General features: G+C 56.2%; 18 protein-coding genes and 4 pseudogenes. 7 read left to right on the forward strand and 15 right to left on the reverse strand.

Going from position 1 to position 23,508, the window contains the following annotated elements:
- Positions 1 to 102: 102 nt before the first annotated feature.
- On the forward strand, positions 103 to 936 hold the full coding sequence (locus B7E11_RS12950) for a helix-turn-helix domain-containing protein (protein ID WP_080834927.1): 834 nt from the start codon (positions 103 to 105) through the stop codon (positions 934 to 936).
- Positions 937 to 1,109: 173 nt separating this feature from the next.
- Here the strand turns inward: B7E11_RS12950 and B7E11_RS12955 are convergent, their stop codons facing one another.
- The 3 genes and pseudogenes from B7E11_RS12955 to B7E11_RS30245 form a co-directional block, all read right to left on the reverse strand.
- Positions 1,110 to 1,481 carry a hypothetical protein gene (locus B7E11_RS12955; RefSeq protein ID WP_080834929.1) on the reverse strand — a complete coding sequence of 124 codons (372 nt, stop codon included), beginning with the start codon at positions 1,479 to 1,481 and terminating at the stop codon, positions 1,110 to 1,112.
- Between the two features lie 105 nt (positions 1,482 to 1,586).
- Complete coding sequence (locus B7E11_RS30240; protein WP_245809702.1) at positions 1,587 to 2,444, reverse strand: ABC transporter permease; 858 nt, start codon at positions 2,442 to 2,444, stop codon at positions 1,587 to 1,589.
- Positions 2,425 to 2,862, reverse strand: a pseudogene (locus tag B7E11_RS30245) (helix-turn-helix transcriptional regulator); the annotation flags it as partial. The pseudogene B7E11_RS30245 and the gene B7E11_RS30240, both read right to left, overlap by 20 nt.
- On the opposite strand from B7E11_RS30245, the gene B7E11_RS30250 reads away from it, so the two are divergent.
- The gene (locus B7E11_RS30250) at positions 2,786 to 2,980 is read left to right on the forward strand and encodes a hypothetical protein (protein WP_245809703.1); all 195 of its coding nucleotides are present in this window, start codon (positions 2,786 to 2,788) and stop codon (positions 2,978 to 2,980) included. The pseudogene B7E11_RS30245 and the gene B7E11_RS30250 overlap by 77 nt on opposite strands.
- 98 nt (positions 2,981 to 3,078) lie before the next feature.
- Here the strand turns inward: B7E11_RS30250 and B7E11_RS30645 are convergent.
- The 4 genes and pseudogenes from B7E11_RS30645 to B7E11_RS12975 all read right to left on the reverse strand — a co-directional run.
- A pseudogene (locus tag B7E11_RS30645) lies at positions 3,079 to 3,225 on the reverse strand (HTH domain-containing protein); the annotation flags it as partial.
- Between the two features lie 142 nt (positions 3,226 to 3,367).
- Positions 3,368 to 4,075, reverse strand: coding sequence for a DNA alkylation repair protein (locus B7E11_RS12965; RefSeq protein WP_080834933.1), 708 nt, complete (start codon positions 4,073 to 4,075; stop codon positions 3,368 to 3,370).
- A 72-nt stretch (positions 4,076 to 4,147) separates the two neighbouring features.
- Positions 4,148 to 4,615: a phage tail protein gene (locus B7E11_RS12970; protein ID WP_080834935.1), complete on the reverse strand. Its 468-nt coding sequence runs from the start codon at positions 4,613 to 4,615 to the stop codon at positions 4,148 to 4,150.
- A 19-nt stretch (positions 4,616 to 4,634) separates the two neighbouring features.
- Positions 4,635 to 5,126 carry a GyrI-like domain-containing protein gene (locus B7E11_RS12975; protein ID WP_080834937.1) on the reverse strand — a complete coding sequence of 164 codons (492 nt, stop codon included), beginning with the start codon at positions 5,124 to 5,126 and terminating at the stop codon, positions 4,635 to 4,637.
- 110 nt (positions 5,127 to 5,236) lie between these two features.
- On the opposite strand from B7E11_RS12975, the gene B7E11_RS12980 reads away from it, so the two are divergent.
- The 4 genes from B7E11_RS12980 (at position 5,237) to B7E11_RS12995 (ending at position 8,474) form a co-directional block, all read left to right on the forward strand.
- Positions 5,237 to 6,211 carry a helix-turn-helix transcriptional regulator gene (locus B7E11_RS12980; RefSeq protein ID WP_080834939.1) on the forward strand — a complete coding sequence of 325 codons (975 nt, stop codon included), beginning with the start codon at positions 5,237 to 5,239 and terminating at the stop codon, positions 6,209 to 6,211.
- A gap of 92 nt (positions 6,212 to 6,303) precedes the next feature.
- Entirely contained in the window at positions 6,304 to 6,699 is a 396-nt protein-coding gene (locus tag B7E11_RS30260; protein ID WP_245809704.1) for a helix-turn-helix domain-containing protein, read from the forward strand.
- Positions 6,700 to 6,710: 11 nt separating this feature from the next.
- The gene (locus tag B7E11_RS29555; protein ID WP_176220728.1) at positions 6,711 to 7,592 is read left to right on the forward strand and encodes a DUF4386 family protein; all 882 of its coding nucleotides are present in this window, start codon (positions 6,711 to 6,713) and stop codon (positions 7,590 to 7,592) included.
- 27 nt (positions 7,593 to 7,619) lie between these two features.
- Positions 7,620 to 8,474: a S1 family peptidase gene (locus B7E11_RS12995; RefSeq protein WP_245809705.1), complete on the forward strand. Its 855-nt coding sequence runs from the start codon at positions 7,620 to 7,622 to the stop codon at positions 8,472 to 8,474.
- A gap of 65 nt (positions 8,475 to 8,539) precedes the next feature.
- Here the strand turns inward: B7E11_RS12995 and B7E11_RS13000 are convergent.
- A pseudogene (locus tag B7E11_RS13000) lies at positions 8,540 to 8,902 on the reverse strand (delta-aminolevulinic acid dehydratase); the annotation flags it as partial.
- Positions 8,903 to 9,013: 111 nt separating this feature from the next.
- Here B7E11_RS13000 and B7E11_RS13005 point away from each other — a divergent pair.
- Positions 9,014 to 9,328 carry an RNA polymerase sigma factor gene (locus B7E11_RS13005; protein WP_240353279.1) on the forward strand — a complete coding sequence of 105 codons (315 nt, stop codon included), beginning with the start codon at positions 9,014 to 9,016 and terminating at the stop codon, positions 9,326 to 9,328.
- On the opposite strand, the gene B7E11_RS29560 is transcribed toward B7E11_RS13005, so the two are convergent.
- From B7E11_RS29560 to B7E11_RS13045, 7 genes and pseudogenes are all read right to left on the reverse strand, one after another.
- Positions 9,325 to 14,370 carry an S-layer homology domain-containing protein gene (locus B7E11_RS29560; protein ID WP_176220729.1) on the reverse strand — a complete coding sequence of 1,682 codons (5,046 nt, stop codon included), beginning with the start codon at positions 14,368 to 14,370 and terminating at the stop codon, positions 9,325 to 9,327. The genes B7E11_RS13005 and B7E11_RS29560 overlap by 4 nt on opposite strands.
- A 556-nt stretch (positions 14,371 to 14,926) precedes the next feature.
- On the reverse strand, positions 14,927 to 16,021 hold the full coding sequence (locus B7E11_RS13020; RefSeq protein ID WP_080834947.1) for a response regulator: 1,095 nt from the start codon (positions 16,019 to 16,021) through the stop codon (positions 14,927 to 14,929).
- A gap of 3 nt (positions 16,022 to 16,024) precedes the next feature.
- Positions 16,025 to 19,150: an ATP-binding protein gene (locus B7E11_RS13025; RefSeq protein ID WP_139787168.1), complete on the reverse strand. Its 3,126-nt coding sequence runs from the start codon at positions 19,148 to 19,150 to the stop codon at positions 16,025 to 16,027.
- Positions 19,151 to 19,228: 78 nt separating this feature from the next.
- Positions 19,229 to 19,987: an ABC transporter ATP-binding protein gene (locus tag B7E11_RS13030; protein ID WP_080834952.1), complete on the reverse strand. Its 759-nt coding sequence runs from the start codon at positions 19,985 to 19,987 to the stop codon at positions 19,229 to 19,231.
- A gap of 4 nt (positions 19,988 to 19,991) precedes the next feature.
- A pseudogene (locus B7E11_RS13035) lies at positions 19,992 to 22,309 on the reverse strand (ABC transporter permease).
- Positions 22,310 to 22,359: 50 nt separating this feature from the next.
- On the reverse strand, positions 22,360 to 23,007 hold the full coding sequence (locus B7E11_RS13040) for a TetR/AcrR family transcriptional regulator (protein WP_080834955.1): 648 nt from the start codon (positions 23,005 to 23,007) through the stop codon (positions 22,360 to 22,362).
- A gap of 194 nt (positions 23,008 to 23,201) precedes the next feature.
- On the reverse strand, positions 23,202 to 23,408 hold the full coding sequence (locus B7E11_RS13045; RefSeq protein ID WP_080834958.1) for a hypothetical protein: 207 nt from the start codon (positions 23,406 to 23,408) through the stop codon (positions 23,202 to 23,204).
- Positions 23,409 to 23,508 lie beyond the last annotated feature (100 nt).

Below are 23,508 nucleotides of genomic sequence, written 5' to 3' on the forward strand. Positions count from 1 at the left end.
CGTTGCGAAATCGGTTTTCTTTTGCTAGGCTCCATTATAGAAGCTTGGCCGTTCGTCTGTATTGTAAAAAGGCGACGCGGACATGTCAGGAGGCTGGTGCGCATGAAACATGGGGACGGCTCGTCGACGCGCGGCATCCTGCAAGCGGCCGCCGGACAGGGCAAGTTTGCGTTGTCCCGCTTCTCGCCGGGACCGCCGCTCGAACCGTTCGTCGAGCATTACTGGACCGTAAGCTATGATTTGGGCGAAGGGCAGCGCCACACCCAGACGGTGTTGTCGTTCCCGAACGTGCACCTGGCTTTCGAGTCGGACGACGAGGGACGCCGGGCGCTGCTGTACGGCATCCCGAAGCGGCCGTTCGTGCGCGAATTGCGCGGAGCGGGCCGGGTGCTCGGCGTCAAGTTTCGCGCGGGCGGGTTTTTCCCGTTTTGGCGGCGGGACGTCTCGTCGTTGACCGGAGAGACGGTCCCGGCGTCCGAAGCGTTCGGTCCCCGCGCCGGCGAGTGGCTGGACGCGGTGCTCGATGCGGGCGACGATGCGGAGATGGCGAAGCAGGCGGAGCTCGTCCTGTCGGCGCGGCTGCCGGAGCGCGATCCGCAGGCGGAACTGGCGGATCGCATCGTGCGGGAAACGATGAACGACCGAACGATCGTCAAAGTCGAGCAAATGAGCGAGCGAACCGGGCTGTCGATCCGGCAGCTGCAGCGCCTGTTCCGCAAATATGTCGGCGTGACGCCGAAATGGGTGATCAAGCGGTTCCGGCTGCAGGAAGCGGCGGAGCGGCTAGAGCGGGAAGAATCGGCGCAGTGGGCGGAACTCGCGGCGCAGCTCGGCTATTTCGATCAGGCGCATTTTATTAAAGATTTCAAGTCGGTCATCGGCCAATCGCCGGCCGCCTACAGGAAAGATTCGTGCCGGGAAAATCCCGGACAATGACATTCGGCTTCAGGCGTCCGTGCCCGAACTCGAGGATTGCCGCCGGACAAAGAAGGAAGTCGCCGAATCCGTCACGCGGATTTAAAGTTTTTCGATAAAGACAGGAGCCCGGAACCGCGAAAAAACCGCCCGAACATCGGATTCCCGACGTTTCGGACGGTTCTGGCCGCGTTTTATTTCTGCGCCGCCTCCCGGTACTCTCGAATCCAATCGGGGTGCTTCGCGAGCTCCTTGGCGAAGGAAAGCAGCACGCTCAAGCCTTCCTTGACATCCCCCCGATCGAGGTGCTCTTTCATTTTTTCATAGGTTTCCGGCCGGAACATTTTCATGATTTCGTTTACGTCATCCTTCGGGCTTTCCGGGATCGAGATTTTCGTCGCTTCCTTGTCGATCAAGTCAAGCTTGCGTCGCCCCTCGTCGCTAATTTCCAGCAGGTCGCGGGGGACTTCCGGAACCGGAAGCTTCGATCCCGTTTGCCAAACCGTCGGCGGGCGTTCGCCGGATAATTTCGGATAAGTTGCGTAGGGGTTGCCCGTTACTTTCATTCCACTGCCTCCTTGCGGTTTGTAGACAGCGTTCAAGCTGCCTTTGACGAGCCTTGAAAACCATCTATCTTTTTATATCGGCACGCCATGCGTTTTCCTTGAATTTTACAAGCTGCAAAAATAAAGAAATCTCGCACCCCTACCGCAATTGTCTTTTCGGTAAACGTACACCGTCCACGGCGCGAATACGGCGATCAGCGGCAGGCCGACGCCGATGCCCGCCGCAACGTCGGCGGCATCCGCCGTGCCGTGCAGCAGCCCCCTGGTCAAGTTGACGGCGACGCTGATCGGATTCAACTCGATCGCCGCCCGCAGCCACCGGGGCATCGTCGACGTGTCGACGAGCACGTTGCTGGCGAACAGCAGCGGGTAGACGATCATCATGCTCGTGCCCGACACCGTCTCCGGCCGCTTGGCCGCATTGCCGATGAGCGCGAACACCCAGCTGGCGCTGTAAGCGAAAAACAGGACGTACAGCGCTGCCAGCGCGGCGCCGGCGACGCCGCCGTCCGGCCGGAAGCCGAGCGCAAGTCCCGCGGCCAAAACGACGAGCAGCGCCGCGGCGTAGCGCAAGCCGTCGGCGGCAATCGAGCCGAAGACGGCGGCGGGCTGCCAGAACGGCATCGTGCGGAACCGGTCGTAGACGCCTTTGGCGATATCCGTGCACAGCGTCGTGCCGCTGTACACCGTTAGCGGCACGACCGTCAGCACAAGGATGCCGGGCAGCAAATACTGAACGTACCCGCTCGCGGAGCCGGCGATCGCCCCGCCGAACAGGAAGGTGAAAATAAACAGCATGACGATCGGCGACAACGCCGCTTCGATCGCAAGGCCGAACCCGTTGTTGCGCATATGATACAGCGTTCTTTGCGCGAACAGCGCCGTCGCGGCTGTCGTCCCGCAGCCCCTCCGGCGCCAGGATGTCGACCGTCGTTCCGTAGCTGGCGATGACCGACAGCGCATACTCCTTTTTGTAAAAGGTCGTGCGCACTTCGATGCGATCGCCCAAATATTCGCATTCGCCCGGGAACTGCTCGAGCACGCGCATGCGCGCCGACAGGTCGAAGCGAAGATGGGCCCGAATCCCTTGCCCTTCTTCTTCGGCTTCCGGCTCGTCCGGCACGCGGCGCGGGGAGAACGTCTCCTCCGACACGTCGAGCCGGGCGATGCGCGAAACGCGGAAATACCGTTTTGCCCGGCGCGACCGGCAGTATCCTTCCAGGTACCAGACGCCCTTCTCCCACAGCAGATTCATCGGCTCTACGCTGCGTTCGGAGGGCGTGCCGGATGCGCTCGCATAGGCCATGCGCACGACGCGCGATTGCCGGATCGCCCGAAAAAGCTCCCGAACGTTCCCCCGCTCGGGCTCCGGCGCGCTCATGCCGAGAATGAGAGCTTCCCGGTCGTTCGCCAGAGCGGGATGCAGGCTCGCCAGCTTCCGCATCGGGGACGCGACGGCGCTTCCCATCGCCCCTTCCATCGCCTTCAAAAGCGTGTAGATCACCGAAAAGTCGTCGACCGAGAAATGCTGCCTCGTCAGGAAAAATCCGCCCATCAGCTCGAAGCCGCCGTCGGCGCCGCTGAAGGACGCGACCGGAATGCCGGCCCGATTGATCAGCTCCGCGTCACGGTAGACGGTGCGTGCCGACACCTCGAACTTGGCGGCCAATTCCGCGGCGGTCACCCTTTTTTTGGCCATCAGTTCCAGCGTTATGCCCAGCAGACGGTCCAGTCTCATGCGCATCTCTCCTCGGTCGACGAACCTGTCGGCTCATCCGGATTTATCCTACTCCCCTAATTATGACATAATAGTTGTCAGGATTAATAAGACGCAAAGAAAAAAGCGCCCGTTCGAACAGGCGCTTTCCGTAAATCCCGTCATTCTTTTAACATCTGACGTATTTCCGCTTGAAACCGAGCTGGCCTCTATCGACCGCCTTTTGGATATTTTCGGCAGCGTTCAGGAAACCGCTCTTTTTCTTGTCCTTTTTGACTTCTACCGGGCCTACCGCCTTCGCGGTCTCCACCGCCTTATCGTGAAGCGGCTTAAAGGATATTGCTGCCGTGTAGATGAAGTTATTCATCGCGTATTTCGTTCGCTCGGGGGCCTCGTGAATCGTAGCTTTCGCCCGTTCAAGCATGCCGGCAAGCTTGCTTTCGGAAAACTCGGCGTCCGGGCGGCTCCCCAAAAGCCAGCAGTAGCAGCTCCAGCCTGCCGACATTTTCAGTTCTTCGCCGCTGGCGATCCATTTGTCCGCCACTTCTTGCGCGATATCCGTCTCGGCCAACGTGACCGCCACCACGTAGTCGGAGATCATGTAAAAATAAGCCTCATCGATCCAGCGCTCGAAATCCGCTTCGGTCATCGCCTTCGGATCCGCGATAATTCCGGCAAAGTACATGGCGTCATAGTTCCCCGTAGCGTAAAGCTGCTCGGCCAACGCCTGATTGATTTTTATTTTTTTGACAATCGGCTTCATTGCGCCCGTCGCCACGCCGAAAAGCGGTTCGCGCGCGCCATTGCATAAGTAAATTTTCCTCAGTCTTTCCTTGCCGAGAGCCTCCAGCTCCTGCATGACCGTTTCCATATCCATCATTCAATCCTCCCTTCGGCTTGACGTTCTCTGCCTATAGTTTACCATATACTAGCGATTGCCGACTAGAATTTACCATTCTCCTTTGATTACAAAAAACGAGCCCCGAACCGTTCCGGCCAGTTTAGACTTCTGCCTGGCAAACTTGAACTTCTTCTCTTCCAATTCCCTGGGGACCTCCATCCCCTCGGAAAGCTTAAATCCAACGGCCCGCTTCTTCGGGTCATCCACCGTATACATGACGTTGACCGCTAGTCCGTCCTCGTAGAAGACGAAGGCCCATCTTATATTTTCCACCTGAAACCGCGACGTTTCCAAAGGTTTGGCCGCAAACTCAAGACCGCGCTCTTCTTTCAAAATCCGGTTGACATATTCAAGGGTCTCCCGGCTTTCGCCGGCGCGTACGACCGTAAACTCATGCTTGTATTTGTTCATAAAGTAACGGGCTTCGTTGGCGCGCAAACCGGCAAGCGCTTCCGCTACCGGCGAAGACTCCAAACCGGCCGTGGACACGTTTTTAAAATCAACGAGGCGGGACATTTCCATTTCTCCTTTTCTCTTAATATTTCCTGACGACGGGAACCCACATTTCGCCATAAACGAACCCGTCACGCCGATCCTTCACGACCGTTGCATTCGGCCCGCCGACATAGGCAAAATTTTTGGCTTCCGGCAAGACTTGGCCGAAGGCAATGCCGGCCAGCTTTTGATTCAATTCATCGTCCGTCTTCCCTTCCCCTTTCACAACCAGGTATTCCCCCTTGGGAAACTGGATATTCCTGCTGGATTCTTCCGATGCCGGGGCCGATGCCTCGATCATGACGCCGGCATAAAACATCATCTTGTTATTTACCGCTTCGTTCACGGCAAAAACGTAGTCGTTTGCGGCCATGGCTTTTAATTTGTCAAGCCTTCCATCTTGGCAAACGGCTTGCCAGAAGTCCGACTTTTCCTTGTTTATGCCGGCATAGTCCGTGTAATCGCTCTTCAGCTCGGTTCCGAGACCGAAAACGGTAAAGCCCTCTTTTTCTTCCAATGCGTAATTCGCCATCGTTCATAACCTTCCTTCTTTGGATTTAAGTTCGAGTTAGGTCTTCTTGCTTCGACAGGTTTATGATAACCTTTAATCATGTCAAAAAACGATACGGTTTAGGAGTCTTCATGAAAAAAGTCGAACGGATTAATACGATCATGCGGTATATCAACAACCGGTCCCAATTTACGATATCGGAAATCATGCGGGAATTTCGGATCTCCCGTTCGACGGCGATTCGGGATATCCGGGAAATCGAGGCCTTGGGGATGCCGCTTGTCGCCGAAGTCGGAAGGGACGGGGGGTATTTTGTCATGCACAACTCTCTCCTGCCCGGCGTGCGTTTTACCGACAATGAGGTCAAAGCTCTTTTTATTGCCTTTATGGCCACGAGAAACGCGCAGCTCCCCTATCTAACGAGCCGTCAGTCTTTAGCCGAAAAATTGCTGGGCCTCATCTCGAATAACCAGCAGGACGACCTCGTTCTTCTAAATCAAATCCTGCTTTTCGAAGGAACCAACCCGCATAATCCCGACCTGCTCGAGCTTTCGGACCTTCCCCATCCGATGTTGGAGAAACTCATCCAAAACCTGCTGGCGGATCGGTGCTTATGGATTGCCGTCGATGAAGAGGAAGGAATCCGGTCTTATCCCGTCTATCTCTTGCATCTTTATCATGAAAAAAGCTATTGGTGGATGGAAGGGTTTGATTTGGAGGAAGAGAAGAAGAAGATTTTTCCCGTCGACCGGCTCGCCGATGTCAAACCCTACCCGGCGAAAAAGAGATTAAACCCGAAAAAGATTTTGGAAAAGCTCGGCAAGCAGGAAGAAGAAATCAACCTTGTCCTCGAACTGGGGCCAAACGCAATCGCGCAGTACAAAAAATACCATCCGTTAAAAGCTTCCCTTTCTTATACAAATCCGTATCAGGCCACGGCCATTCTCAAAACTTTTGTCCAAGTGAATAAGCCCGAAGAATTGGCCGAAATCACGAATTGGCTTCTTTTCTTGGGCGAGGACCTTAAAGTCAGGAAGGCTCCGGAAGAAGTCCTGAAAGGATTGCGGGCGAGATTGGGCCGTCTTCAAGAAAGGTTGAGCAATTAAAAGCAACCATGCCGGCAATATGGGAGGAAGGCAGCATCACTTCGGACAGCGATTTCCATTTTTGGGGTTCCTTCATTTTGGTGCTGCTCCCGGTGTCGATCGCAGCGAAGATGATCATTCATATCGCGTTTGTCATCTTCAACAAAATCGCCACGAATGAAGATGAGCAGGCAGACCGGATTTCGCTTTATGTGATTTTCTTCGGGTTTATTTTATCCATGGTTCCGCTCGTTACGGATCTTCCGACTTACTGGACGTTTCTTGTGCGATCTCCTTCGGTTTTTTATCCGACCTGCTGGGACGTATCGCTCAATTATACTTTTACAAAAAAGGAGTTTGACATGGGAAAGGATGCGATCAGCAATCAAATACGAAATCTCCGATTTCATCATAACGGGATGACCCAGCAGCAATTGGCCGATAAAGCCGGGGTCACCTGTCCGGATCGGGGAAGAGCACGACATCAGGCAAAAGGTCCGCCGTCATAACCGGATTGTTAATGATCGCCGGTTTGGTTGCAGGCCTATTTAGCGTCGTTCCCGTTATCGATGGAGCAGACTACCTGGCGAAGGCTTCCGCAAATGAAAACCAGGTGCTTGCAGGGGCGTTTTTCCAGTTGCTCATGGTCGCTGCGTATGTCGGCGTTCCGGTTTTGATGTACCCGATTTTAAGCAAGCCGAACAAAGGCCTGGCTCAACCTGGCGGACCGAAACGCTGTACCCGATTAAGAGATATGCTCTGGAAGGCTGGTGTGCCTGCAATGAATAAATCGGAACGTTTTTGGGACCAAGCAGCAAGCCGTTACGATCAATTGGAAAAGAAGGATGAGCCGACTTACGCCAAGATGATAAATAAAACGAAAACGCATCTCCGAGCAAGCGACATCGTTTTGGATTGCGGCTGCGGGACCGGGCGGATCTCCAATGAAATTGCCGGATACGTGAAAGGGATTCAGGCGATCGATATCTCGTCGAATATGATTACAATTGCGGAGAACAAGGCAAAGGAACGAAACATTGCCAATATAACCTACGCTCATACGACCATTTTCGATGAAAGGTATAAGAAAGGCTCGTTTGATGTCATCCTGGCCTTTCATGTTCTGCATTTATCGGAAGATGAACATATCGTTTTGCAAAGAATGCATGAACTGTTGAAACCGGGAGGATTATGGATTTCCGCAACGCCATGCGTGGGCGATAAAATTTTTCTGAGAAGCTTGTTATTTCTTGCAGGTCAAATTGGTTTAGTGCCGAAAATAAGATCGTTTAAAATACGCCATTTCATCCATGCCATCGAGCGAGGGAATTTTTCCGTTGTCGAATCGGATAGCTTGAAGAAACGTTCTCGGGAATATTTCATCGTTGCCCGAAAGATTTGATTAACGATTGAAAAGAGGGGGAGCCTCGTGGATCGAGAGAAGGAAGGAACGGAAGCCGAAGACAAGCGAGTCTCCGTCGCGGAGACAGACAAGCAGATGCACGAGGGCGCTGCCCCTTTGGAAGATGACATTTGGATGGAAGAGGAGGATGACGAAGACGCCCCGCCTCCCCGACGCAAATGGATCCGGAACGCGGTGCTCGTTTTCCTCGCGGCCTCGCTCGTCGGCAACATCTTGGCGTTTTGGCCGCGAATCTACAATCGGGAAACGCTGCCCTTTCTTTTCAAATCCGGGGAGATTTCCAGCCGGGAAGACATTCAAGGCTACAAGGAAGCGATCGTCCAGATCGGCTCGGACAAGGGCAAGGGAACGGGCTTCCATATCTCGAACGGCTATATCGTCACCAATTACCATGTCATCGTGGACAATGCGTTTACGGTGGTACAATTTCCGGATCGCTCGCCCGGATATGAAGCCGAGCTTGAAGCCGCCGATCCCGAGCTGGATATCGCGATTTTAAAGGTGGATTTGGGCGGCGAAGAACTGCCTTATATCGAAATCGAACGCGAACGGCCGTGGGAGGCGGGCGACTCCGTCTTCGTGATCGGCAATCCGCTTTATTTTTCGCAAATCGCCGGAGAAGGCAAGCTGATCGGCCTGGTGCCGATTCGAAACCGGCCGAAGCCGGCGCTCGCGATCGACGCGCAAATTTTCAAAGGCCACAGCGGCAGTCCGGTCATCAACGAACGCGGCAACGTCGTAGCCGTCGTCTACGCGACGACGGAATTGGATCGCGAGGGCGGGCGCATGAAAGCCGGGTTGGCCGTGCCTGTCGACGATATGGACGATCTGCTGAGGAGAATGCCCCTGAATCAGGATTAAAACGAGGACGCGATTTGCTCGCGTCCCCGTTGCGACCCCGACGATCGAGGAGACGGATGATTGCCTTAACGGTCCTCCTGCCCATAAAACCGGTACATCGACATTTCCTTGTCCGTGGCTCGCGCCAGATCGAAAGCTTCTTTCACGCTCTTTCGATTTTGAATCATCTCGTAAAATAGTCGGATAGCAAACATAAGCGCCGCGTTTCCATCCGGATAATCGTCAGGTCCGATGTACGCCTTGCACCCCGCATCCGCTAACGCTTTGGCCATCCCCGGCTCTCCGAGCGTACATCCGTTTGCAATCACGATTTTCTCCTTCAACCTGGCGAAACGCTTGATTTCATCCGGTCCGAAGTCCCCGGCCGGTTCCCCGGCTTCATAAACCTCTTCGGCCAATTCGGGCATGACGAATCTTCCTTCATCTCCAACTCGCAATTCGGTCCGCATACGACGGCTACGTTCATTTCCGGCTTGCTCATGATTTTATCCCTCCTTCTTGCCGTACAATGTGACCGATTGCCCGGCCGGAAAACGATGATGAGCTATGAAACGTACGCCAGCACGCTGTTCCGGATTGCCACGGTTCGTCTCGGCAGCTGCGAGGACGCCAAAGAAGCGATTCAGGATCCCTTTATCAAACTAATGGAAAAAGCGCCCGATTTCAAGAATGCCGAACATCGGAAAGCCTGGCTGAGCCGGGTGATCACCAACAGACTTCTTGCCGGGAGTAAGAACTTGAATATTTCGGTTTGCCAAGCAAATCGACTCCGCCGTCTAAAGGAGAGAGAATGTCGAATAAACAAGAGCCCTCGGAACCGGTCGGTTCGAAGGCTCTTGTTGTTAAGCGATTAAATCAAATCGGACTTCTGCAACAGCAGCCGTATCATCGTTGCAGCTTCGGCTCTCGTCACGTAGGCTTTCGGTGCCAGTCCGGCTTCCCCTCTGCCCGATACGATGCCGGCTTGAACGGAGTCGGCAATGCCTCTCTTCGCCCATCCGGATACCGCTGCCGCGTCCGCGAACGAGCCAAGCGCCGCGTCTGCCGATGCCTCCGGCAGCTTGTCTTTCAAGCCGGTAACCTTCATTGCGTTGGCAATCATCGTCATCGCCTGCTCGCGCGTAATGCGCTCGTTCGGTCGGAACGTGCCGTCATCCAGGCCGCTGATCAGACCGTACTCGGCCGCCGTGCCGACCGCGCCGCCGTACCAGTCCGATGCCTCGACATCCGTGAAGGATGCCGCTCCGCCCTCGACCTTGAGGCCGAGACCGCGAACGACCATGGCCGCAAACTCGGCGCGCGTGATTTCGCGATCGGAGCTGAACAGGCCATTTCCCGTCCCCTCGATAACCATCCGCGATCCCATGTCGTTTGCCGCATCCTTCGCCCAGTGATTCGCCATGTCGGCAAACTCGAGCGGATGCCAGACGACGGAGTACATGCTGTTGGTCAAGCTGTTGATCTTCGCGTAATACTTGCCGTCGATGACGACGATCTTCGTCGGCACGTGGCGTACCGTTCCGTCCGGATCCACGACCACGCCCGTCGTCATCCTGTTCGGGTCGACGCCTTCCGGAATCGCGATCGTACGCTCTACGTAAGCATTGAATCGAGCGACTTCTACCGTCTGATCTCCAAAAATCGCGCGCACCGTAAATTCGACCGGGGGCGCAACAAGCGTGAATGTGCCGTTTGCAGCTGCATTCTCTACCCATGTGACTTTTTCCGCGTTCGGAGCGGAAATTTCGATCTGCACCCTGATCTCTTCCAGCGCCACCGACTCGCCCGCCCGTTCGGAAATCGCGTCGATGTTGATTTGCAGCGCCGGCAGCGTGTAGGTCCCCTTTTCCGTTTGGAGAACAAGCGTAGCCGAAGCATTCTCCATGTTCTTGACAATCTGTCCGTTCAGCTCGCCGATGATCGTATCCGATCCCGTTGCGACCGGTATGGTCACAACCGTACGGCTGCCTTCCGCCTCCAGCTTCGCTTGCAGCCTGGCCGGATCGACGGTGACGATTGTCGTCTTCACGCCGCCGACTTCGGTCGTCGTTGCCTTGCCCAGCTTTTCGGCCTTGCCGTTTACGAGAACTTCCGCATCATCCGTGTCATCAGTTGCGCCAGGCGCGGATGCTGGAGGTACGGGAACTGGCGTAATTACCGCAGGCTCCGCTGCTGCCACAGCCGTCGTTTGGCCGAAGCGCGCGACTTTGCCGCCGGTTGCGTCGATTTCCGCTACCCCGATTGCATCGCCATTCGCCGCCGGGATCAGGCCGTCGGCCGGCAGATCCGCGTAATCGTTCAACACATCGCCTACGTTCGGCACCGTCACGCTGCCGCTGCCGAAATTACGGTACACAAGCTTGTTGACCGAGGTTACGTCCGGCGCCACCGTCAGCTTCGTCTTGCCGTCGTTCTCGGCCCCGCTCGGGTCGCTCGACGTCACCGTCAGCCCCGTCGCCGGAACCGGCTCCGGATCGGGGCCCGGTCCGGGTTCCGTCGGCTCGTTTGCCGCCACGGCCGACGCTTGGCCGAAGCGCACGACTTTTCCTGTCCCCACGTCAATTTCCGCTACCCCGATTGCATCGCCATTCGCCGCCGGGATCAGGCCGTCGGCAGGCAGATCCGCGTAACCCGTCAGCACATCGTCTACGTTCGGCACGCTCACGCTGCCGCTTCCGAAGTTGCGGTAAACGAGTTTGTTGCCCGCCGAAATGTCCGGCGCCACCGTCAGCTTCGTCTTGCCATCATTCTCCGCGCCAGTCGGGTCGCTCGACGTCACCGTCAGCCCCGTCGCCGGAACCGGCTCCGGATCGGGGCCCGTTCCGGGTTCCGTAGGCTCGTTTGCCGCCACGGCCGACGCTTGGCCGAAGCGCACGACTTTTCCTGTCTCCGCGTCAATTTCCGCTACCCCGATTGCATCGCCATTCGCCGCCGGGATCAGGCCGTCGGCCGGCAAATCCGCGTAATCGTTTAACACATCGCCTACGTTCGGCACCGTCACGCTGCCGCTGCCGAAGTTGCGGTACGCGAGCTTATGGCCCGCCGAAACGTCCGGGGTCACCGCCAGCTTCGTCTTGCCGTCGTTCTCGGCCCCGCTCGGGTCGCTTGACGTCACCGTCAGCCCCGTCGCCGGAACCGGGGCCGGAGGTTCATCCGACGCCACGGCCGACGCTTGCCCGAAACGCACGACTTTTCCTGTCTCCGCGTCGATTTCCGCTACCCCGATCCGATCGCCATTCGCCGCCGGGATCAGGCCGTCGGCCGGCAGATCCGCGTAATCGGTCAGCACATCGTCCACGTTCGGCACCGTCACGCTGCCGCTGCCGAAGTTGCGGTACACGAGTTTGTTGCCCGCCGAAATGTCCGGCGTCACCGTCAGCTTCGTCTTGCCGTCATTCTCCGCGCCGCTCGGGTCGTTCGACGTTACCGTCAGCCCCGTCGCCGGAACCGGGGCCGGAGGTTCGTCCGCCGCCACGGCCGTCGTTTGCCCGATGTGCACGACCGTTCCCGTCGCCGCGTCGATCTCGACGACTCCGATCTTATCGAAGTTTGCCGCCGGAATCAGGCCGTCGGCCGGCAGATCCGCGTAGCCGGTCGGGTCCAGCACATCGCCTTTATTCGGCACGATCACGTCCCCGCTGCCGAAGTTGCGGTACACCCATTTGTTGCCCGCCGAAACGTCCGGCGTCACCGCCAGCTTCGTCTTGCCGTCATTCTCCGTGCCGCTCGGATCGCTTGACGTTACGTTTAGTGCGCTTACCGCGACCTCGAGGGATGCCTCGCTCGGATTGACATAATAAGGGGTACCGTGGAATTCGCCGATATAACCGGAATAAACGGCTTTAAGGGTATGAACGCCTTCCGGGAGTTGGCTGTAATTAAAGTTAAACATGCCGGCCGGTGCAATCCCCGCGATTGTCGACGTGATCGGCACATTCTCGATCTGCAAAACGCCGTCAACGTAAAAGGCCAACGTTCCCCCAAATACATACGTACCTAAACCTTGCATATAGGACGGAGCGCCCGTTACGGAGGCGATATAGAAAGGCATGATCGCTTGTCCGATGACGACATTCCTTGAGCCGCTAATCATGATCGCCGAAGCCGTTCCGCCGATGGAAAGCCGGGTGCTCTTATTGCCGGCCTGATCCACGGCCTCGACCGCGTAATAGGCAGGCGTCGAAGGGGCGGGTATGGTATGCGTCGTACCCCAAATCTGGCTAACCTCGCTGTTGACATACACATTATAATATTCCACTCCGCTGCCCGTGCCGTCGGTAGCGCTGTCCCAGGATAACTCGACATTGCCGCCGCTCTCGTTTTGGGTGATGGAGGCGCCGTCTTCCCAAACGGGAGATGTGCTATCGATCTCGATTTCGGAATAAGCGATACGCGACTTGTTGCCATTTTGGTCTATTAAATAAAAGCCGGCCAATTTCAACGTTCCATCGTCCAATCCGGTCGTGTCCAACGCGAACGGGACGGTTGCATTCGAGTTCTCGGTAATCGTGCCGACCTTCTCATCGCCGTTCTCCGTAACCTGATAAACATCGATCGACTGACCCGGAAATAACATATTCGTATCGGGTTCGATCGTAATTTCATGCGCGTGCGTTTGCTGACCCGATACGTAATCCGGTTCTACATCGAAATTGATGCCCGAGATGCCGTATAGCTGCGGATAACGGTCGGTCTCCATGAACCAAACTTCTTCGAAATCCCACTTGTCGGATTCTTCCGATGCCGACGTGAACGTAGCCTCATCCATCATGGCAGATGAGCTCCGCCCTATGCCGTACAGAGAAGCGTCGGATTCGTCCTCATCCTCCTTGCCGGATACGGTCGTATCCCAATAGGACGCGGTTACCTCCGAGCTCGAATCCGAGTTATTGGCGATTAACCCGCCATGGATCGTGCCCGTCGCATCGACATGACCCGCCGCATAGCTGTGCTCGATGCTGTCGAGAGAGGAATAGCCGATCAATCCGGCGATTTGATTGTCGCCCGCTACATCTCCGGTAGCATACGAAGTCTCGATGTCGTTTTCAAGCGACACGCCCACAAGCCCGCCGATGGAGCTCCCGGTCGCCTGTACGGTTCCCGTCGAATAGCTTCTGCTTATATCCGATTGAGTAGCAAATCCGAGCAGCCCTCCCGTCACCTGGGTGCTAACGATTTCCGCTTCAGAATAGGAGTTGTATATCGACCCGTTTACAAACTTGCCGACCAACCCTCCGACGTTGTTTTTGCCTGTCACTTTACCCGAAACCATCCGATTGTGAGCGAACTCGACCCTTGAATCCTCGTCTGCATCCGTCAGGCCTGCCAAACCGCCCACATAGGTATCTCCCGTCACGTCTCCGCTGACGGTAATAAGAGTAATCCATGATCTCTCGAACATGTTCGTTTGTTCGATCGTTCCTGCCAGAATGCCGACATTGACCCGACCGACAACGCCCGGCGCCGCCGTCTCGATTGTCAAATCGAACACATGTCCGTTGCTTATTTTGGAGAAAAAGCCGATATTGTCCTCCGTAGGCCGGTCGATATACAAATTGCTGATCGTTTTGCCGTTGCCGTCAAATATTCCGGAGAAGCCGACGCCGTCGTTCAGGCCGATCGGACCCCATTCGCCTGTAAGCTCGACATCGTTCATCAAAATGTAGCTGTCGCTTAAAGGGTACCCTGTCGTTCCGATCGAAGCCAGATCGTACGCATCCTTAACTTGCCAAGGATTTTCGAACGAGCCGTCTCCGTCCATTGCAGAAGGTTCGGCATAGGCCCTAAGGCCCGCCGAAGGGAACAAGGACAAGATCAGCAATAGGCTGGAGAGCAGCAGGAGCAGCCTTCTGCCGGAAAAAGCCCCGATCCTTCGCGCGCCGTTCTGATTGTTCACGCATAACCCACCTTTGTCAAATATGATCGCCTAGTGCTTTCCGTCTCATTATAAAGAATGGCGATAAACGCAGAATAAACAAGAAAACGCCGGAGACATCCCAGAAAGACAGAACTCCCCGGAGCGATAGGCGTTGGGCAGGAGGAGATGAGTAAACACGACTCAATTGAGCGGCCAACGTGCGCGCAGAGAGGGCGAGATGGGTCATTTTTACTCAACTGGCGCGCGGCTATGGGCGTTTGGAGGGCCAAGATGAGTCACCACGACTCATCCGGATCAGACGCGTGCGCGCAGAGAGGGCGAGATGAGTCATTTTTACTCAAATGGCTCGCGGTTATGGGTGTTTGGAGGGCCAAGATGAGTCACCACGACTCATCCGGATCAGACGCATGCGCGCAGAGAGGGCGAGATGGATCACTTTTACTCAAATGGCTCGCGGTTATGGGCGTTTAAAGGACCAAGATGAGTCACCACGACTCATCCTGATCAGACGCGTGCGCGCAGAGAGGGCGAGATGAGTTATTTTTACTCCACTGCGCGCGGCGGTCGCCGGCGGCTAGCGCGTCAAATTTCGGATATCCTCCTCGATTCGGGAATCGGGCCTCATGCCCAGTTCCTGTTCCAGCAGCTTCTCCATCAGGCGATATTGGCGAAGCGCCTCGTTCTTGTTCCCCAATTCGATATGCAATCGGATCACTTCGTGATGGATGTCTTCCCGCAAGGGATCGAGCTTCAGAATGACGCCGAAATCGTGCAGGGAATCAGGGAGCAGACCGTTTTTCCGGTTGTGCCTGCCGGCCGCTTCCAGCTCCCGAATGTACTCTTGCTCCAGCCGCCGCCGGATCGGGACGGCCCATTCGAACGCTTTTCCTTTCAGAAGTTCTCCGGCATACAGCGCTTCCGCTTTCTTGAGCAGTCTGGAGGCCCGTTCCGGAGCCGATCGAATTTCCTTCAGCAGCCGTTCGAATTCGTACAAATCGCAATCGATGCCGTTCTCTTCGATTCGAATCTCCGTTCGGCCCGCGTGGATGACGCTCCCGGTCTTGTCCGCGTCGACCGCTTGGCGCAAATAGTAAAGAGTCGAGTTCAGGTTTTTTAACGCCTTGTCCGTCTCCAGGCCGCCCCACAGCGTTTCGACGATTTCCTCGCGGCTTACCGTGCGCTTGCACAGAAGAAAGGCAAACAATTCTTCGGTTTTCGGGCTTCGCAGCTTGAGCGGAACATCCGGACGGCCCCGGTTGACAAGGTTCAATCCGTTAAACAGCCGAATGCGCAGGGAAGGAGCGCTTTGACGCCCCTTGCCGATCTTGCCCAAGGTCAGGTCCAACCGCTCCGCCGTGACCGGTTTCATCAGATAATCCAGGGCGTTGATATCGAACGCTTTGACGGCGTAGTCGCCGTATCCGGTCGCGAACACCAGCTTGATGGAATCGTCAAGCTCCCGCAGCTTGCCGGACAACGTCATGCCGTCCAGCTTCGGCATGGCGATATCCAGGAAGGCGATATCGATCGGATTCGTTTTCGCGAATTCATAAGCCTCCGCCGGGTTCAGGAAAGCGTGGCATGCGCCGAACTCGCCGCTCTCGTGCAAAAGCCTCTTCAGCCGTTTTACCGACAATTCCTCATCGTCTACAATCATTGCCGTTAACATGGTTTACCCTCCCTGCTTTCCGGACGGATGCGCCGGAATGACGAACGATACCGATGTCCCCGCCCCTTCTTCGCTATCCAACCGAATGCCCGTGTCGTACAAAAGCTTGAGTCTTCTGTCGATATTCCGCAATCCGACGCCTTTTTTGTCCGAATCGGAGTCCGAATCCGGGTTCAGCACGGCTTTTCTTCTGCTCTCGCTCATCCCGCTCCCGTTATCCGCCACGGTAAAACGAATCCCGCCCTCCGCCCTTTTCGCGGTTACGGACACTTTCCCCCGGTTAAACGTAGACAGCAAGCCGTGCCGGATCGCATTTTCAACCAGCGGCTGCAGAATCAGCGGGGGGATTCGGCTATCCGGGTCCGCCTCCACCTCGTACTCGACCTCAAGCCGGCTCCCGAAACGCGCCCGCTCGATATGCACGTACGCTTCCACGAGCTCCATCTCGCTGCGCAGCGTCGTCAACGAGTCCAATTGCTTGAAATCGAAGCTGCTTCTTAAATAGTCCGAAAGATTCAGCGTCAGTTCCTCCGCCTTCCGGGGGTCGTCAAGGCACAATTCGGCAATCGCGTTCAAGGCGTTGTACAAAAAATGAGGATTGATCTGCGAACGCAAAAACGCGATTTCCGCGTTCGCGGCATTTCGCACCGAAGCCTTCAATCTCGTCAAGCTTCGGACGCGAGCCGTCAGCTCCTCCGCTTCGAACGGCTTTGCGACGAAGTCGTTGGCCCCGATTTCGAGCGCCGACCTCACGTCGTGCGGCCTGCTTCGCGCCGTCAACATCAAAACCGGCAGCTCGAAGGAAGAGAATCGCTCCCTGATTTTCTGAAGCACTTCGTAGCCCGACATGTCGGGCATCATAATGTCCAGAATCGCCAGGGAAAAATCCGGCGTCCGGGAAAGCTGCTCAAGCGCCATTTGTCCGCGATTGACCGCCACGATCGAATACCCTTCCAGCCGGAGCAGGTTGATCATGGCTTGCAGGCCGGCGGAATCGTCGTCCACCACGAGAATCGGCTCGTCGACCTTCCCCTCGATGAAGACGGGGTATTCCGATCTCGGGACGACGGCATCCGGGCGGGGCGGCCCCTTCTCTTCCCGCTGTCCGGCAGCGGCGCCAGAAGCCGAAACCGCATCCGCTCTCGGAAGCGTGAATATAAATACCGAGCCTTGTCCGGGACTCGATTCCAGCCTGATTTCGCCTCCGTGTAGCTCTACCAGCCTCCTGGTGATGCTTAAGCCGAGGCCGGTTCCTTCGTAGCTCCGGGTTTCGGAAGGATCGACCTGTTCGAAGTCGTTAAAAATGCGCTGCTGCATGGACGCCTCGATCCCGATTCCCGTATCGCTTACCCGGATTTCCGCCATATCGCCGATTGCCCTGGCGCGGACGGCCACCTCCCCCCGGTCGGTAAACTTGACCGCATTGCCGATCAGATTGTGCAAAATTTGAATGAGCCGGTTGCTGTCCGCCTGCACGGCGGGAAAGTCCGCCGGCACGCCGTTGACCAGCGAAATCGGCTTGCCGCCGAGCAGAAACGTATGAATCCGGACGACCGAATCGACGGTCGCCTTCAAATCGACCCTGCTCCTTTGGAGCGCAACGTCTCCATGCTTCATTTTGGAATAATCGAGCAGTTCGTTCACAAGATGGGTTAGCCTTCTGCTGCTCCCCAAAATAATGGCCAGGTTTTGCGCCTGTTTCTCCGTAACCGGTCCCTCGATTCCTTTGAGCAAGGTATCGGCGATGCCGACGATGGCGTTCAGCGGCGTCTTCAATTCGTGGGAAGTATTCGAGAGAAAATCGTCCTTGATCTTGTCGGCCTGAAGCAGCCTGTTCTTCATTTCGTCGACCGTTTGGTAGGCTTCGAAAAACCGGAGAACGACCAGGAAGAGGACGACGACGTTGAAGACGACGATATAAAACTGCGAAAGCCAAAGATTTTCTTTCCAGGAGAGGGCAAATAAAATGATGTCCAGGGAATACAGATTGATCATGAGGACCGCCATGAATAGCAGCAACGTTTTAAGCCGGCCGCGAGGCGCGCTCCTGACGAAGAGAACGGCGGCTTTCAGAAGCATCCAGATCAGCAAGGCTTCGTACATGAAAATGACGAACACCTGAATGACGGTGTAGATGCGAACGGGCAGCAGTCCGACCAGAATCAGAAACGTTCCCAACACCGCCGTTACCGCTTGCAGCAGCCTTAGGGGAACCATGTCTTTTTGCAGCTTGTAGAAAAAAGCGGAGAGCGCAATGAGGCCGGCCATCGATGCGATATCCTTCGTTTTGTACATCGTTTCGAAAGCGGCATCGGGCAAAAGCAGCAAGAGCGTCCGTTCGCCGACGAGGCCGTGATAAACGGCAAACAGCGCGCAGGCGACCGCGAACAGGAGCAGCGAAGCATCCTTGTTGCGGTAAACGGCCGTCGCCGCGTAGCAGATCAAATAAATGAGCGCCAGCGTGCCGAGAATCGCCAGGATGCTGAATTCGCGCGTCGAATTTTTCACCTCGCGCTCCACCATGGCCGCCTGTTCGCCGAAGTAGAGGGAGATCGGAATGCCCGCATTGATGTAATCGTAATTGGCGGCCTGGACGACGATTTCCACATCCCCCTTCTCAAGCGACACAAGCCCGAACTGCGGCGTGTTGCCGGGGCGGTAACCCGCCGCTTCCGCGGACGGCGTTCCATCCTGGAACAGCTTTTGCCCGTTTACGAAAATGGCGCTCGAAAAGCGGATATTGTTTTTTTTCAACGCAAAAACGCCGCTGAACGGCACGTTTTTCAGGACCATCCGGTAGGTCGCGTAGCCGTAAGCAGGCAAGGGGCGGCTGTCAACGATTTTGCCGTTCCATTGGGACGGAACCTTCATGTAGGCGGCAGTTGCGGGCGCGTTACCGCGAAAATCGTCGGGGGCCAGCAGCCGGCCCCAGTAAAATTCCCAATCGCCGTCCAGCCGGATTCGCGCATCCCGCTCGCGATTCCATGAGGAGAGGTCCATGACCCCGTTCCGGACTCGCAAGTCGCCGGCTTGACGGTCGTCATTCGACAGAAGCGACAACGGAATGAGAGAAACCGCGAGGAGGCCGAGCAGGCAAACGAGCAGAGATCTCTTTAACAGTTCAACCAACTCTTATCGTGAATATTGTCGAATAGATGCTATGTTGGATTATTCGACAAATTTTTCAAGATCCCTTCCGCGCGAAAATCAAATCCCCATCTCCCGCATTTTGGCCGTTACCCGCTCGACCCTGCCCTCCATATCCGCGCCGTCAAACTTCGGCAGCTTCAGCTCGCTTACGAGGCTTCCGTCGCGCATGAACAGAATGCGTTCCGTCCGCGCCGCGACCTTCGCGTCGTGCGTGACCAGCATAACGGCGGTTCCGTCCGCGTTGATTTCGGAGAACAGGTCCATCATCTCCTGCCCGGATTTGGAATTGAGCGCCCCCGTGGGCTCGTCGCCGAAAATGATTTTCGGATCGTTCATCAGCGCGCGGCAAATGCCGGCACGCTGCAGCTGACCGCCCGAAACCTGCGTAATGTCGCGCTTTTCGAGCTCCGCGATGCCCGTCCGTTTCATCAGCGCCCTGGCTTTCTCCGAAATTCGCGCGGCGTTTTTCCGGTTGCCCCGCATGGACGGGAGAATGATGTTGTCGAGGAGGTTCAGGTTTTTCAGCATCGTCGGCTGCTGAAACACAAACCCCATTTTCGTCCTGCGCAGGTCCGAAAGCTCGTTCTCCCCCATCTCCGACAGCTCCCTGCCGTCAAACACGACCTTTCCTCCGTCCACGCGATCCGTCCCGCTCAGCGCGAACAGCAGCGTCGACTTTCCCGATCCCGAAGGCCCCATGACGGCGACGAACTCTCCCTCGCCGATTTCCGCCGACACGCCGTCCAGAACGTTGCGCTTCTCGCCGCCCTCGCCATAGGTTTTTACAATTCGATCTCCGATTAAAATCTTCTTCATGGGCCTACTCCTTTATCTGTTCGGAAATATGGACTTTCCCCGCGTTCAGGGTGCCGATCAAGGTGGCGGCAAGCACTGCGCCGATCAGCATCAGCGGGCTGAGCAAATACGCCGAAAGCGGATGGACCGCAAACTGAAAGCCGGACGCTCCGAACGAAGAGATCGCCGCTCCCGCAAGCTTTTCTCCGAGGGTGTTGGCCAGCAGCGTGCCAAGAACGATTCCGGCCGCCAGAACGAAGGCCGAACGCGTAACATACTGCGACGTTATATCCGAATTCGTATAGCCGAACGCTTTCAGGACGGCAATGGAATATCGGTCCTTGGCCACAAGCAGTCTCATGAACAGCAGCGTCACCAGCGCCGCGACGATCAGCGATACGGCTATGGCGGCGTTGGAGGCCCTTTTTACGGAGCTGACGGTCGATCCGAAGGTCTGCTCGACGAATTCCGCGATGTCGGAAACTTTGGCATACCCGAACTTGTCCGCGTACTCCGAAGCCTTGCTGCCGGCAAGAGCCGGGTCTGCCAGTTCGGCAGACACCACGCTCCACATCGTCTCTGCCGAATCGTCGGCGAATGCCGCCTTTGCGGTTTTGCCGCCATTCGTGAGATCGGCGTAGATTCCGCTTACCGCGAAGGATTTCTCCTTCCCCTCGATCGCCAGCGCGAGGACGTCGCCCACCTTCTTGCCCAGCTCATCGGCGTTCAAGGCCGAAAGCGCAATTTCGTCGTCCGCTGCGGGCGCTCTGCCGGAGGAGTATCGAATCGGAAAAACCGAATGGTCGCCCAGCTCGATTTTGATAAGCTCCTCCGAGCCGTCCACCTTCGTTGTCCGAAACGTCTTGGTCGTCAGGACGGCGTATCGGGCAATGTCGCGGTCGTTTCGCATCGCGTCGGCGATGTCGGCGGTTTTCTCGGAAATCCGGTCGGTCTGCTGAATGTCGATGCGCAAGTCGTAGCTTCCGATCCCCATATATTGGACGAAGCCGCTGGAGGAAATCGTATGATGCAGGTTTTGCGGAACGATCAGGATAAAGGAAGAAATGACCAGCACCGCCAGCATGATGGCGTAAAGTCTTTTCCTGGCGAGAACATCCTTGAGCCCGAGAAAAACATTCGTACCGAGCCGCCGATTCTCGCTCAGGTTAAAACGCCTTCCGCCCGCGATTTTCTCCCGCGAAGAGCCGAAACGAATGGCTTCCGCGGCGGAAATGCTCCGGAAGCGGTTCAGCACCCGGCCGACATAAGCCATGACGGCGAGGAACACGAGCGCGATGCCGACGATTCCGAACAGAGCGGCATAGAAGGGATTTCCGCTTTTCCCCATATACAGCCGGATATTTTCGAGAAGCATGTCTTTGAACAGGAGCGAAAGGGCAAACCCGAGAACGCCGCCTCCCGCCGCTATCGCCCCGTATTTGGCCAGATAGATTTTTTTCATGTCGGAAACGCGCATGCCGATGGCCTTCATCACGCCGATTTCGCGGTAGTCGTCTTCGATTTTCGCCAGGAGCGTAAACCTGATGCACATCAAGGCGATCGCCACGACCAGCAGGCTGACGAGCAGGATGACCCCGATCATCAATCCGTCGGAAAGGGCGTTCAGCATTTGAAAAAGCGAATAGGTCACCGTCGGGCGTTCGCTTCGAGCCCTGCGGAAGCATACGCGGTTTCGAACGCGCCGAGCTTGGACAAATCCTTCAGTCGGAACTCGATCAGATACTCGACGCTGCCGGCATTCCGGATGGCCGCGAAATCGCCTTCGCTGACCAAAAATCTCTTCGAGGAAGAGAGCGCGGAGTTCATCTGCGAATCGCGCAGAAATCCCGCGACCGTGAACTCCTTTTCGCCGATGAAGGCCCTGTCGCCCGCTTTTACCGTATGGTCCTTCATATAGGCAACCGGAACGTAGAGCTCGCCGTCGGATACGCGGATGACATTTCCGTCCAAATCGAGCAAATAATCAAAACTCTCGCTCTGCACGCTGAACCCGTTGTCCTGAACGCTGCTCGCAAGCGACTGGTCGCCCAATCGAATCCGCGCGCCTTCGATATTGAGAAATTCAAGCACTTGAAATTCCTCGACGTTGCCGTTCCGTTCCGCAAACGCCGCAAGCCGCGCCGTGTCGATATCGCCCGAATGCATCTGCATGAAATGCGGCGTTTTCGCCGTTTTCATCAGCGTATCCAGCGCGCTCGAAAGATGGACGGTCAGGATCGCCGCGAGCGAAACGAGCATGCCGGCGGCGGCGACGAACAGAACGGTTGCCAGCGTCACGGTTTTGCTCTTGATCATGTCGTTGCGGATGATTCTGGAATACATGGGCCACCTCTGCTTTCATGCTGTCGAATCGATTTCAGGTTGCCGTGGCGCTACTCATGGCCGTCCCGATTTCCGCTGCCGAACATCCGCATGACGGACATCAGGCTTCCGCTTTCGGCCCCGAGCAGCCTTTCCGCGTTGAAGACGAACGCCTGCATGCGCGTTAAGCGTTCCTCGTCCGTCAGCGGGACGAGATCGTCATCGAAAACGGCATTCGCGTAAATGACGACCATTTCCATGCATTCGTACGGGAACGGCGTGTTGAACAGCCCCTGCTCCATGCCCTCGCGGATGATGTCCGTCAGGATCGGGGGGACGCCGTTCAGGACGACCGTTTGGATTTTCCGGTGCATCAGCGCGTTCTGCGGTTTGTGGATGTGCTCCATGATTTCCTCGCGGCTTCCCCCGCTTAAATTCAACGCCATCACGGCGCGGATGATACGCTCGACGACGGGAACGCTCTTGTCCGAGGCCGCATCCCGGGCCGCGCTTAACAGACGCGCGCCGTATCGCTCGATCAGCGCGTCCATAATCTCCTCCTTCGACTTGAAGTGATGATACAGAGTCCCCCGCGCAATCCCGACTTTTTCGAGAATATCGTTCGTGCTGGTGCCTTCGAAGCCCTTCTGACCGAACAACTCGTCCGCCGCGTCCAAAATTTCGTTCTTCCGTTCCCCGGCCGTTTTTACGATTCTCATTCGTGCACCCCCACCCTCGACCGACTGTCTGTCGGTCAGATTGTAACATAGGGGGGATGGGGGGCGTCAAGAGGGGGACGAGCACCGTACATACGGATAGAAGAACTCTTCGTTCGGCTGGTGCGAATACCGATCCCCCCTCTCGTATTATTCATCGAGCAGGATATAACACCGATAGCTTTTGCTTGAAGGCGCTACTTCGTTTTATTCCATTCTCTCAACAACCTCAAAAACGAAATAACGACAAGTGCGCCAATCAAAACGTTGAGCACGGTAAGGTTGATATTGAGATAATCAAGCTTATTGGTCATTTCAGAAAAAAAGGATCTGATCGAACGATCAACTCCCTCTATCGCATCCTGAATATTACCGAGGGCAATGTTCGTAGAATTTTCGGACATTAAAATATCCTCCCATTATACTATTTTAACTAATTTTACATTTTTGCCTTAACATTAACAACTAAATACATAGGGTATCTTCCCTTACAATACTGTCCAC

The organism is Cohnella massiliensis, assembly GCF_900169535.1.
GTDB lineage: Bacteria > Bacillota > Bacilli > Paenibacillales > Paenibacillaceae > Cohnella > Cohnella algarum.

Excerpts from the sequence above, each read along its gene's own strand:
- B7E11_RS12950 (WP_080834927.1), top strand. The coding sequence starts at position 103 with ATGAAACATGGGGACGGCTCGTCGACGCGCGGCATCCTGCAAGCGGCC.
- B7E11_RS12955 (WP_080834929.1), bottom strand. The coding sequence starts at position 1,481 with ATGAAAGTAACGGGCAACCCCTACGCAACTTATCCGAAATTATCCGGC.
- B7E11_RS30240 (WP_245809702.1), bottom strand. The coding sequence starts at position 2,444 with ATGCGCTGTCGGTCATCGCCAGCTACGGAACGACGGTCGACATCCTGG.
- B7E11_RS30250 (WP_245809703.1), top strand. The coding sequence starts at position 2,786 with ATGCGCACGACGCGCGATTGCCGGATCGCCCGAAAAAGCTCCCGAACG.
- B7E11_RS12965 (WP_080834933.1), bottom strand. The coding sequence starts at position 4,075 with ATGGATATGGAAACGGTCATGCAGGAGCTGGAGGCTCTCGGCAAGGAA.
- B7E11_RS12970 (WP_080834935.1), bottom strand. The coding sequence starts at position 4,615 with ATGTCCCGCCTCGTTGATTTTAAAAACGTGTCCACGGCCGGTTTGGAG.
- B7E11_RS12975 (WP_080834937.1), bottom strand. The coding sequence starts at position 5,126 with ATGGCGAATTACGCATTGGAAGAAAAAGAGGGCTTTACCGTTTTCGGT.
- B7E11_RS12980 (WP_080834939.1), top strand. The coding sequence starts at position 5,237 with ATGAAAAAAGTCGAACGGATTAATACGATCATGCGGTATATCAACAAC.
- B7E11_RS29555 (WP_176220728.1), top strand. The coding sequence starts at position 6,711 with ATGATCGCCGGTTTGGTTGCAGGCCTATTTAGCGTCGTTCCCGTTATC.
- B7E11_RS13005 (WP_240353279.1), top strand. The coding sequence starts at position 9,014 with ATGAGCTATGAAACGTACGCCAGCACGCTGTTCCGGATTGCCACGGTT.
- B7E11_RS13020 (WP_080834947.1), bottom strand. The coding sequence starts at position 16,021 with ATGTTAACGGCAATGATTGTAGACGATGAGGAATTGTCGGTAAAACGG.
- B7E11_RS13030 (WP_080834952.1), bottom strand. The coding sequence starts at position 19,987 with ATGAAGAAGATTTTAATCGGAGATCGAATTGTAAAAACCTATGGCGAG.
- B7E11_RS13040 (WP_080834955.1), bottom strand. The coding sequence starts at position 23,007 with ATGAGAATCGTAAAAACGGCCGGGGAACGGAAGAACGAAATTTTGGAC.
- B7E11_RS13045 (WP_080834958.1), bottom strand. The coding sequence starts at position 23,408 with ATGTCCGAAAATTCTACGAACATTGCCCTCGGTAATATTCAGGATGCG.